The organism is Aeromonas schubertii, assembly GCF_000820105.1.
GTDB classification, from domain to species: Bacteria; Pseudomonadota; Gammaproteobacteria; order Enterobacterales; family Aeromonadaceae; genus Aeromonas; species Aeromonas schubertii.
Genome location: NZ_CDDB01000068.1, coordinates 200199 through 210225, shown reverse-complemented (window position 1 = coordinate 210225; position 10027 = coordinate 200199). Strand labels below are relative to the sequence as shown.

Sequence of the window (10027 nt, the reverse complement as noted above, 5' to 3'; positions counted from 1 at the left end):
CTCCATCCCCTCCCCCAGGGCGCACCAGCCCACCTCCCGCAGGGCGGTGAAGTGGAGCGTATCGCTCGGTCGCTGGGCCAGCACGAAACCGAGATCGGCACGCCCGCTCCTGACCTGCTCGGCGGCGCGATCCGAGGTGGTGTTGAAGAGGGCCAGATCCAGGCCGGGATAGGCCTGCTTGAAGCGCTGAAAGGGACGGATCAACAAGAGGCGCGAGATGATGTCGCTCGCCGCTATGGTGATGGTGCCCTGGGCCAGATCCCCCAGGGCGTTGAGATCGGACTGACAGAGCTGCAGCTCGCTCAGGGCGCGCTGGGCGCTCACCAGCAGCCGCTCCCCCGCCTGGGTCAGGCGGAAGGGGTTACGCTCGATGAGGCGGGTGTGGGTAACCTCCTCGAGGCGCTTGAGGTGCAAACTGACGTTGGGCTGGGTCATGTGCAGCTCGGCCGCCGTCTGACCGAAGTGCTGCAGACGGGCCAGGGTCACGAAGGTATTGAGCCAGTGGAGATCGAGCATAAGCCCTCCCGGGGTGAATCAGTCTCAATTATATGAATTTCTTATCAGACAGATAAAGATAATTAATTTTTCATATTTCCCATCCCCTCCTAGGATGAGGACTTCGCGTTTTGCTACTTCCATTTTGAGGAGAAGAACATGTCGTCTATCGTCGTGGTAGGTGCCAACTGGGGTGATGAGGGCAAGGGCCGCATCGTGGATTATCTGGCAGGCCAAGCCGGCGCCAGCATCCGTTTCCAGGGCGGCAACAATGCCGGCCATACCGTGGTCAACGATCTGGGTACCTTCAAGCTGCACCAGGTACCGAGCGGCGTGTTCAACCCCGACTGCCTGGTCGTACTCGGCCCGGGCATGGTGATCAGCCCCGAGAAGCTCACCGTCGAACTCGACGAGGTGAAGGCTTCCGGCATCACCCCCAAGCTGGCCATCTCCGATCGCGCCACCCTCTGCCTGCCCCTGCACGCCCTTGAAGACACCCTGGAAGAGCAGCGTCTGGGTGATGGCGCCTACGGATCCACCCGTCAGGGCATTGCCCCGGCCTACGGTGACCGCGTCATGAAAAAAGCGATCCTGGTCGGCTGGCTGAAGCAGCCGGAAGTGCTGGTCGAGCGCATCCAGTTCTTCCTCGACTGGAAACTGCCCCAACTCAAGGCCCTCTACCCGAGCTTCGAGTTCGCCCAGACCGCCCAGGAGATGGCCGACTGGCTGCTGGAAGTCTCTGCGCCCTGGATCGACGCCGTCTGCAACGTCAGCGTTCCCCTCAAGGGCCTGCAGGCCGAAGGCAAGACCCTGCTGTTCGAAGCCCAGCTGGGCGCCGGCCGCGACCTGATCTACGGTGAGTACCCCTGGGTCACCTCCTCCCATGTCTCCGGTGCCTATGCCGGCATCGGTGGCGGTCTGCCGGGTCTGCGCCCGGAACGCGTCATCGCCGTGGCCAAGGCCTTCAGCTCCTCCGTCGGTACCGGCACCCTGCTGACCGCCATGGAGAACCAGGACGAGTTTCGCAAGATCACCAACGAGTTCGGCGCCACCACCGGCCGTCCCCGTGACGTCGGCTACTTCGACGCCGTGGCGACCAAAAACGGGGTCGAGCTGCAGGCCGCCACCGAAGTGGCCCTGACCAAGCTGGACTGCCTGACCGGTCTGCCGGATCTGAAGATCTGCGTGGCCTACGAAGGGGATCACACCGAAAACCCGATTTGGCCGCAAACCGCCGCCCTGAAACCTGTCTACGAGAAGATGGAGAGCTGGAGCGAGGACATCAGCGGCTGCCGCACCTTCGAGAGCCTGCCCAAGGCCGCCCAGCAGTATGTGCTGCGCATCGAGGAGCTGCTCGGGGTACCGGTCAACATGGTCTCCGTCGGCCCGGGTCGCGAAGAGATGATCCTGCGCTAAGCGCTTCGGATAGCAAAACGCCAGTCGAAAGACTGGCGTTTTTGTTACTGCCTCCGGGAAGCCCCTCAGGCCTCGTCAAAGAGCGGGTGATAGAGTACCTCACCGGCCACGCCGGCCAGCGAGCCGGGCTCGAGCTCCATGACCATGAAGCACTCGGCGGGCACCTCGTAGATGCAGTGCAGGCCAAAGTCGCTGGCAGGGCGAAAACCGAAACGTTGGTAGTAGAGGGGATCCCCCAGCACCACGACGGCCTTCCAGTCCATCTCCAGCGCCGTATCGAGCCCCTCGCGCACCAGATCCGAGCCAATGCCCTGCCCCTGCCAATCCGGATGCACCGCCAGCGGCGCCAGGCCGAGCCAGGGCCCTTCCTGACCGGCGATAGTCACCGGACTCATCAGGAGGTGGCCCATAAACTCGAACTCTTCCTCCTCCACCATGGTCACCACGGCGGCGCCACATTCGCGCAGGCGGTTGACCAACTCGGCCTCATCACTACGGCCAAAGGCGGCTTCGATCAATTCCTGAACCGGCAGCATGTCGCCCGGGCGTTCGGTTCTCAGCATGAGCGTCTCTCTCGTTACGGTAGTCGCCGCGCATTATTCCACATCCCCGTTCGTTTGCTGAGCCCGGGTGGTCAAAAATGCGGGGCTGATCGGGCCTGACCCGTAGGGTGTTCACCGGCCAGGGCCTGGTTCAGGGTACGGTGCAGTGGTTGCTGCCCCATGCGCGCCAGCCAGCCACGCACGGCTGGGAAGGGGTCCAGGCTCAGCTCTCCCTCTTCGGCCACATGGGTATAGGCATACAAGGCGATATCGGCGATGGTCATCGTATCGCCGCTGAGCCATTCGTGACCGGCCAGCTGACACTCCATGACCGCCAGTGCCTTCCGGGCCGGTTCACGAAGACTCAGGAGACGGGCCTCCTGATCTGCCGGGCGACCCAGATAGAGCACGATAAAACGAGAGACGGCCACATAGGGCTCATGGCTGTACTGCTCGAAGAAGAGCCACTGCAGCACCCGGGCCTGGGCCAGTGGGTCGCTCGGCCAGAGCGGCGACCCCTGGGCCAGCAGATAGAGAATGGCGTTGGACTCGCACAACAGGGTCCCATCCTCGAGCTGTAACACCGGGATCTTGCCGTTGGGATTCATCGCCAGAAAGGCCGGGGTGCGGGTCTCGCCGGCGGCGATGTCCACATGCACCCACTCGAGGGGAATAGCAAGATAACGGGCGAGCAGCCACACCTTGTAGCAGTTTCCCGAACGCAGATCGCCATACAATCGCATTGTGACTCCTTGTCATGGTTGAATCCGGGCTATTAAAGCGCGTCTGTTATCCATTTCACAACGAATTGTTAGCCGCTGGCACAGGCAGGTTAAATGGCATAGGCCATGAAAAAATGCCATAGGGTCAGTATGACCCACCTCACATCATCCCAACGCGCCCTTCCCTACTATCTGCCGGGTCCGGGGCCTGGCCCCTCTTGGCATCCATTGTGAGGAAATCATGGACTCAACCCGTTCACTCAAGCCGCTCATGGTCGGTACAGGGGCAACCGCCCTGCTGATCTTCGTGGCCCAATCTCTTATCGGCAAGCAGGAGATCCAGCTCGGTATCGCCACCATCCCGGTCCTGCCCATGCTCTTTGCCGTCATCATCGGCATGACGATCTCGGCCAAGCCGGTCAAGATGCGCATCCCGCTCTGGAAGAAACTCTTCACCGAAAAGGAGGAGGGGTTCTGCGGCAAGATGGTGGGCTTTAGTCTGCTCATCCTGGGTACCCAGTATGCGGGGATGATCATTCCCAACCTGAAGATGATCTTGAGCGTCGGCGTACCGCTCTTCTTGCAGGAGATTGGCAACCTGCTGCCCATCCTCATCGCCATTCCGCTGGCGGTGAAGTTCGGCTTTGGCCGCCGCGCCATCGGGGCCTGCTCCTCCATCAGCCGTGAGCCCTCGGTCGCCGTCATTCAGGGCAAGTTTGGCACCGGCTCCCAGGAGTACATTGGCGTGCTCGCCATCTACCTGTGTGGCTCCGTCATCGGCACCCTCTGGTTCAGTGTGCTCGGCAGCATAGCGCCGCTCACCGGCCTGCATCCGTTGGCGCTGGCCGCCGGCTCCGGCGTGGGCTCGGGCTCCATGCTGAGCGCCGCCTCCGGGGCACTCATCAACGGCCTCGACGAGGCGCTGGCCCAGCAGGTGCTGAGCATTGCCGCCGCCTCGAACCTGCTCTCGTCGGCGCTGGGCGCCCTCTCCCTCACCTACCTGGGACTGCCCCTTGCCGAGAAGATCTATGCCCTGACCGAAAAAGGAGAGAAGGCATGAAAAGCATCGTGATGGATATGCGCTTCGTCTTTCTGGCGATCCTGCTGGCCATGTTTACCCAGACCCTGACCACGGGCCTGCCCATCTGGCAGATGGGTGACAGCTTCGTGGCCATGGCGCTGGTGGTGTTTGCCTCTCTGGTGGCCAAACACTATCTCCCCTCCTCCCTGCCGGCCTTTGCCTATGCCACCATCATCGGCATCCTCATCTGCCTACCGGAGACTCCGGTGCGCGGCCTCTTTATCGATGCCGTGGGCAAGGTCTCCTTCCTCTCCTGCTGCGTGCCCCTGCTGGCCTTCGCCGGCCTCTCGGTGGGCGGACAACTGGAAGAGCTCAAGAAGATGTCCTGGAAGGTGATCCTCATTTTTATGATCGTCTCCACCTGCTGCTTCTTCGGCGCATCGCTGGTGGCCCAGCTCGGCTTCTCCATTCAAGGGATCATCTGATGAACACTGTCCATATTGAGTCGGCCCTGCTGGCCCTGCACGATTTCAGCCAGCAAGTACGCCACCATCTGCACACCATCCCCGAGGCCTCCGGCGTCGAGTACAAGACCTCTGCCTACTGCCGCGAGCTGATGCAAGGCCTTGGCTACCGCCTCACCGACTACCCGGGCTTCACCGGCTTTCACGGGGATCTGGTGATAGACCCGAGCCTGCCCACCATCGCCTTTCGGGCCGACATGGACGGCCTCGAGATGCACGACACGAGCGAGGTGGCGTTCAAGTCGACTCACGAGGGGATGGCCCACAACTGCGGCCACGACTCCCACATGGCGATCGCCCTGACCACGGCGAAATTTCTCGCAGAGCACAAAGAGCGGCTGACCCACAATGTGCGCATCATCTTCCAGATGGCGGAGGAAGACATGCGGGTGCCGGGGGCCGAGAAGATGGTGGAGCTGGGCTGCATGGCGGGGGTGGACGAGATCTATGCCCTGCACAACGACGGCGCCATGGAGACGGGCACCATCAAGTTCAACAGCGGCGTCATGTCCTCCTGGGGTTCTGCCTGGACCCTGGAGGTGCACGGGATCTCGGCCCACGGCTCCACCCCTCACAAGGGGCTGGACGCCATCCGCGAGGCGGTGCGCATCATAGAGGACATGGACTATATCGTCGCCAAGCGCACCAGTCCGTTCAGTCCGGCGGTGTTCGGCTGCGGCATGATCAACGGCGGCACCATTCCCAACGCCATCGCCGACCATGTGCAGGCGCGCGGCACCATCCGCGCCATGGACGCCGACACCGACCAGATCCTGAAAAACAGCTTCAGGGAGATAGTGGCCCAGAGCGAGCTGCGCGGCTTCAAGACCAGCATGGTCTATGCCGGTTATCCGGCGGTGGAGAACCACCAGGAGGCGTGCAAGCGCCTGCTGCAGGCCGCCGCCGATGTGCTGCCCGGCGAGGGGATCAACGCCCAGGGTCAGCCGATGACCGGCAGCGAAGATTTCAGCTACATGGTCAACGCCTGCCGTGGCCGCAAGGGCGCCATGTTCTTCCTCGGCAGCGGCTGCCAGGCCAAGGGGATTTGCAACTACCTGCACGCAAATCCCTACTATCTGGATGACGATTGCCTGCTGATCGGGGCCCAGATTTTTATCAATCTGGCGACCCGTCGCCCTTAAAGCCCCATCCCGATGAAACAACAAGAGAGGCCGTGGCCTCTCTTGTTGTTTCTGCGATGCCTGCCACGAGACTACAACCAGGGCAGCTCAACCATATTGGCGACGGGTGCCTGATTGATCAGATGCTGCTGCACCGTCTCCCGGCTGATATGGGGTGCATAGAGGTGGATAAAGTCGTAGATGTAATCGCGCAGGTGCTGATGCCTTCTCAGGCAGACATGGGTGGCGCTCGAGGCAATCAGATGATCGATATTGAGACAAACCAGACTCTCCCGGTCCCCCTCGTCAAAGGCCACGCTGGCTATCACGCCGACCCCCATGCCGAGTCGGACATAGTGCTTGATGACGTCGGTATCGGTGGCGGTCAGCACCGTTTTCGGGGAGAGGCCGTGGCGACCAAAGGCCTTGTCCATCTTGGAGCGACCGGTGAAACCGAACACATAGGTGATGAGAGGGTAACGGGCCAGATCGGCCATGGACAAGGGCTGACACTCCAGCAGCGGGTGACCGTGAGGCACCACCACGCTGCGCCCCCAGCGATGACAGGGGATGGCGGCCAACTCGTCGAACAGGTACATGGACTCGGTGGCGATCGCCATCTCCACATCACCGCTTTGCACCATCTGGGCCAGCTGGGCCGGCGCTCCCTGGTGAATATGGATGGCCACCTCGGGGTAGCGATGGTGGAATGCGGTGATGACAGAGGGCAACGTGTAGCGAGCCTGGGTATGGGTGGTGGCGATGCGCAGCACACCGCTGGTCGCGAGCTGCTCACCCAGAGAGAGCTGGCTGATCTGCTCCACTTGAGCCACAACCCCCTTGGCCAGCTCCATCACCCGCTCCCCCGCCGGGGTGAGGCCGACCAGATTCTTTCCTCTGCGGGTGAAGAGGGCCAGTCCCAGCTCGTCTTCCAGCATCTTCATCTGCTTGCTGAGGGTGGGTTGGGAGGTGTAGAGCCGCTCCGCCGTCGCCGAGATGTTGAAGCCGTTTCTCACCACCTCGGTGAAGTTCTTGAGCCTGGCGATATTCATCAGGGGGCGAGTCGCTCGATCTGCCACCCCTCCCCATCCCGGGTGTAGTAGAAACGATCGTGCAGTCGGTGCTCGCCCCCCTGCCAGAACTCGACCGTCTCGATCACCACCCGGTAGCCCCCCCAGAAGCTCGGCAGGGGTACTTCCCCTTTGGCGAACTTCTGCCTGAGCTCGAGGAACTTGGCCTCAAGCACCCCGCGTGCCGAGATACGCGAGGACTGCTGGGAAACCCAGGCGGCAATCTGGCTGTCTTTCGGGCGGCTGTGAAAGTACTTCATCACCTCGACCGGGCCGAGCCTCTCGACCCTGCCGGTGACATGAACCTGTCTGTCGAGCATATGCCAGGGGAAGAGCAGGCTGATGCGGGGATTGCCCTCCAACTGGAGCGCCTTGCGGCTCCCCATATTGGTGTAAAAGAGCATGCCGGCTGCATCGTAGTGCTTGAGCAGCACGGTGCGCTGCCAGGGCTGACCGTCGGCGTCCACGGTCGCCACCACCATGGCAGTGGGATCGGTGAGGCGAGCCTCGCAGGCCTGCCCCAACCACTTCTCGAACAGGGCGAGGGGCTCGGCCGGCAGATCGGCCCGGCGAAGCCCTCCCTTGGTGTATTCACGGCGCAGATCGGCGACATCCATCATCTTGATTTCCTACGGCAAAGAGGAGAAAACAGCAGGCATTGTGCGCCGGATGGGGCGATGAGACAACCTTGAAAAAACGGGGAGGCCCATGCCTCCCCGTCATCATTCGCCTACCTGGACGGTGGGCAATGGGAGAGCATCAGACGGTTATATTCCGAGGCATAGGCACTGAGCCGCTCGTATTGCTCCCGCGCCTCTGGCCGGATCACATCCCCCAGACCATCGAGATAGCGAATACCGCACCGCGCCTTGGCCTCTGCCTGCTGCTCGGCCGAAATACCGGGTGCCACCTGGCCACGCCCGGCACGCACGATAAGCCGGGTATCGCCGGCACCCGCTCTGGCCTCGACATCCCGCGAAGGAACATCGGCCTGAGCCTGGCAACCGCTCAGCAGCGCCAACAGGATCAGGAGCCGCGCCGACGCCACAGGGCACCTCCTGCCAGCAACAGACCCAGGATGCCCAGGGAGCCACCACCGCCCCCACCGGAAGAGCCACCGCCACTGCTTCCCGCTCCATCCACGGCCGGCAGGCGTGATGAGAGGGCGAAGAAGATGTTGTCACTACAGGCAACCTTGACTCGGGCCTGAGTGTAACTGCCGGCAGGAAGCGTGACGCTGGCCGAGCCGCTGTTGGGCACCCCGGATGCCAGGGCACTCCAGCTCGTCCCCTCATCGGCCGTGAGGAAGATATCCACCTTGGCGCAGTTGATGGGGGGAAGATCCGTCTCTCCCACCTGCCAGGTGACGGTATTGGCGACGCCACGGCTGAGGGTCCCCGAAGAGGTCACCGCAAAGGGTGACGAAGTGACCCTCACATTGACCGCCTTCTCGTCACTGGTGACCCCCCCCTTGCCATCCCGGGCCGTCAGGCGAAAGTGGAGTGTGCGGTCGGTGGTCGGCCAGGCCTCCCCCTTGGCCAGGGTGCCGGAGAGCAGCGAATCAAACGCCGGCAGGGTGCGCTCCGGCAACTTAGTGGGTGGCAGGAAGCGAAACAGGGGACGGGTACCGTCATCAACCATGGTATCGGCACTGCTTGAGGCCGCGCCCAGATCGACCTGCTCCCAGGTGTAGACGAGATCGTCACCGTCCGGATCGCTGCCACTGCCTTTGAGCACGAAGGGGGTGTGCGCCGGGATAGTGTAATCGGCCCCCCCATCGACCACCGGTGGCCGATTACCGGAGGCCACTGCCGTGCCACAGCCGGGCACGGTGGCGATGTGGGCCTTCATCTGCTCGATGGATTTACTGTGAAAGTAGGGATCGCTGTTGGTCTGCAGGTTCTCATCGATACTGCCGTTAGAGCAGATCCCTGCATAGGCCATGATGGTGCTGCCACTGCCCGGCTCCCAGGCCTGGGTTGCAGCCCGATTTCCACCACCACAACTGCCGGTGGTGCCATTGAAGGTATGCTCGGCACCGAGCTGGTGACCTATCTCGTGGGCCACATAGTCGATAAAGAAGGCATCTCCCACCGGAGTGTCGGAGCCGGTCATGCCACCGGCACTGTCGTCACCGGTGCAGAGTACACCGAGTGAGGCTAGCCCCCCTCCCCCTGTGTTCACCACATGGCCGATGTCATAGGCACCGATCTGGCTGCTGCTCCGGGCATTGCGCTGCACCACAATATTGGTCTCGAGATCCTGGTCGGTATTATTAAACGGGTCGGAAGTCGGGTCTGTATAGATAAGGTTGTCGTTCCCGCTGACCAATTGAAACTCGATACCGAGATCGCGTCGATAAACCTCGTTGACCCGGTTGATCAGGGTAGCGATGGCGGTCATGGCCAGGAGCTTGGAGCCACCAAAGTACCGGGTATATTCGCCGGCGGCCGACATGGCAATGGTATAGGTGCGCAGCTCATTGCCCTGGCTGACTACCTGACGGGCAACCCGCGCCTTTGGCAAGCCGAGTACCTGATCGGCCTCTTCGCTAAGGCGGCTCTGGGCATCACGCTGGTCATAGACGGCATAGCGACCGCCTGAAAGGGGATCCACATAGATGAGGCTCCCCTGATGGGTAAAGACCGCATGAAAACCGTTGGGGCCGATATCCACGCGACCACTCTGGCTTGTATCCGCAGTCCCCTGCGCCCTGAAGGTACGGATTGAGGGATAACGGGCCGCCAGATCAGGCGGCATCACATCATAGGGCTCCAGTGTGAAGTGCACGAATCCCCCCTCGGGAAGCGGCAGTTCAAGGCGCAGGTTTCCCTCATAGAGACCGGACAGGTAGTCATCTGCGGGCATCACGACCCGGTACTGACTGGCCCGCACCTCACCGCTCGCCTCGGCGCTGCCCCGCGCCGACACCGTGTGCCACTGGGCAGCCTGGAGTGGCTGTGTCGAGAAAAGGAGGGTGGCGGCAACCCACCCTGCAAGCCTGCTGATTTTTGGTCTCATGGGGTTATCCTTCACAACTTATTGTTATCAAAGGGGATCACCATCATCTCCCCCGCACAGCACAACGTCCAGTACTCCCACCCCAGGCTACCCCG

Annotated in this window: 11 protein-coding genes; 4 read left to right on the top strand and 7 right to left on the bottom strand. The window is 62.2% G+C overall.

The genetic code is table 11. The annotated features are described in order from the left end of the window. Nucleotides 1–516 (bottom strand): LysR family transcriptional regulator (locus tag BN1133_RS14280; RefSeq protein WP_157432347.1); only part of this gene is annotated, 516 nt, incomplete at its 3' end. 138 nt (nucleotides 517–654) lie between these two features. Here BN1133_RS14280 and BN1133_RS14275 point away from each other — a divergent pair. Then, on the top strand, nucleotides 655–1911 hold the full coding sequence (locus tag BN1133_RS14275) for an adenylosuccinate synthetase (RefSeq protein WP_050667158.1): 1257 nt from the start codon (nucleotides 655–657) through the stop codon (nucleotides 1909–1911). Nucleotides 1912–1976: 65 nt separating this feature from the next. Here BN1133_RS14275 and BN1133_RS14270 read toward each other — a convergent pair whose 3' ends face one another. Further along, entirely contained in the window at nucleotides 1977–2474 is a 498-nt protein-coding gene (locus tag BN1133_RS14270; protein ID WP_050667157.1) for a GNAT family N-acetyltransferase, read from the bottom strand. Between the two features lie 71 nt (nucleotides 2475–2545). Beyond that, on the bottom strand, nucleotides 2546–3196 hold the full coding sequence (locus BN1133_RS14265; protein WP_050667156.1) for a glutathione S-transferase family protein: 651 nt from the start codon (nucleotides 3194–3196) through the stop codon (nucleotides 2546–2548). 220 nt (nucleotides 3197–3416) lie between these two features. Between BN1133_RS14265 and BN1133_RS14260 the strand changes: the two genes are divergently transcribed. Genes BN1133_RS14260 through BN1133_RS14250 form a run of 3 tightly spaced genes read left to right on the top strand, consistent with a single transcriptional unit; the run spans nucleotide 3417 to nucleotide 5862 of the window. Then, nucleotides 3417–4235, top strand: a complete 819-nt coding sequence (locus BN1133_RS14260; protein ID WP_050667155.1) for a DUF3100 domain-containing protein — start codon at nucleotides 3417–3419, stop codon at nucleotides 4233–4235. Continuing rightward, nucleotides 4232–4681: a hypothetical protein gene (locus BN1133_RS14255; protein WP_050667154.1), complete on the top strand. Its 450-nt coding sequence runs from the start codon at nucleotides 4232–4234 to the stop codon at nucleotides 4679–4681. Before BN1133_RS14260 ends, BN1133_RS14255 begins: the two co-directional genes overlap by 4 nt. After that, on the top strand, nucleotides 4681–5862 hold the full coding sequence (locus BN1133_RS14250) for a M20 metallopeptidase family protein (RefSeq protein WP_050667153.1): 1182 nt from the start codon (nucleotides 4681–4683) through the stop codon (nucleotides 5860–5862). Before BN1133_RS14255 ends, BN1133_RS14250 begins: the two co-directional genes overlap by 1 nt. Nucleotides 5863–5933: 71 nt before the next feature. On the opposite strand, the gene BN1133_RS14245 is transcribed toward BN1133_RS14250, so the two are convergent. The 4 genes from BN1133_RS14245 to BN1133_RS14230 all read right to left on the bottom strand — a co-directional run bounded on the left by BN1133_RS14245 (nucleotide 5934) and on the right by BN1133_RS14230 (nucleotide 9932). Beyond that, nucleotides 5934–6893, bottom strand: a complete 960-nt coding sequence (locus BN1133_RS14245; protein WP_050667152.1) for a LysR substrate-binding domain-containing protein — start codon at nucleotides 6891–6893, stop codon at nucleotides 5934–5936. After that, on the bottom strand, nucleotides 6893–7531 hold the full coding sequence (gene pdxH, locus BN1133_RS14240; protein ID WP_050667151.1) for a pyridoxamine 5'-phosphate oxidase: 639 nt from the start codon (nucleotides 7529–7531) through the stop codon (nucleotides 6893–6895). The genes BN1133_RS14245 and pdxH overlap by 1 nt, the downstream gene beginning before the upstream one ends. 110 nt (nucleotides 7532–7641) lie before the next feature. Continuing rightward, nucleotides 7642–7959, bottom strand: a complete 318-nt coding sequence (locus BN1133_RS14235; RefSeq protein WP_050667150.1) for a hypothetical protein — start codon at nucleotides 7957–7959, stop codon at nucleotides 7642–7644. After that, the gene (locus BN1133_RS14230; RefSeq protein ID WP_050667149.1) at nucleotides 7938–9932 is read right to left on the bottom strand and encodes a reprolysin-like metallopeptidase; all 1995 of its coding nucleotides are present in this window, start codon (nucleotides 9930–9932) and stop codon (nucleotides 7938–7940) included. Before BN1133_RS14230 ends, BN1133_RS14235 begins: the two co-directional genes overlap by 22 nt. Between the last annotated feature and the right edge of the window lie 95 nt (nucleotides 9933–10027).

Coding starts and splice junctions, on each gene's coding strand:
- BN1133_RS14275 (WP_050667158.1), top strand. CDS start 655: ATGTCGTCTATCGTCGTGGTAGGTGCCAACTGGGGTGATGAGGGCAAG.
- BN1133_RS14270 (WP_050667157.1), bottom strand. CDS start 2,474: ATGCTGAGAACCGAACGCCCGGGCGACATGCTGCCGGTTCAGGAATTG.
- BN1133_RS14265 (WP_050667156.1), bottom strand. CDS start 3,196: ATGCGATTGTATGGCGATCTGCGTTCGGGAAACTGCTACAAGGTGTGG.
- BN1133_RS14260 (WP_050667155.1), top strand. CDS start 3,417: ATGGACTCAACCCGTTCACTCAAGCCGCTCATGGTCGGTACAGGGGCA.
- BN1133_RS14255 (WP_050667154.1), top strand. CDS start 4,232: ATGAAAAGCATCGTGATGGATATGCGCTTCGTCTTTCTGGCGATCCTG.
- BN1133_RS14250 (WP_050667153.1), top strand. CDS start 4,681: ATGAACACTGTCCATATTGAGTCGGCCCTGCTGGCCCTGCACGATTTC.
- BN1133_RS14245 (WP_050667152.1), bottom strand. CDS start 6,893: ATGAATATCGCCAGGCTCAAGAACTTCACCGAGGTGGTGAGAAACGGC.
- pdxH (WP_050667151.1), bottom strand. CDS start 7,531: ATGATGGATGTCGCCGATCTGCGCCGTGAATACACCAAGGGAGGGCTT.
- BN1133_RS14230 (WP_050667149.1), bottom strand. CDS start 9,932: ATGAGACCAAAAATCAGCAGGCTTGCAGGGTGGGTTGCCGCCACCCTC.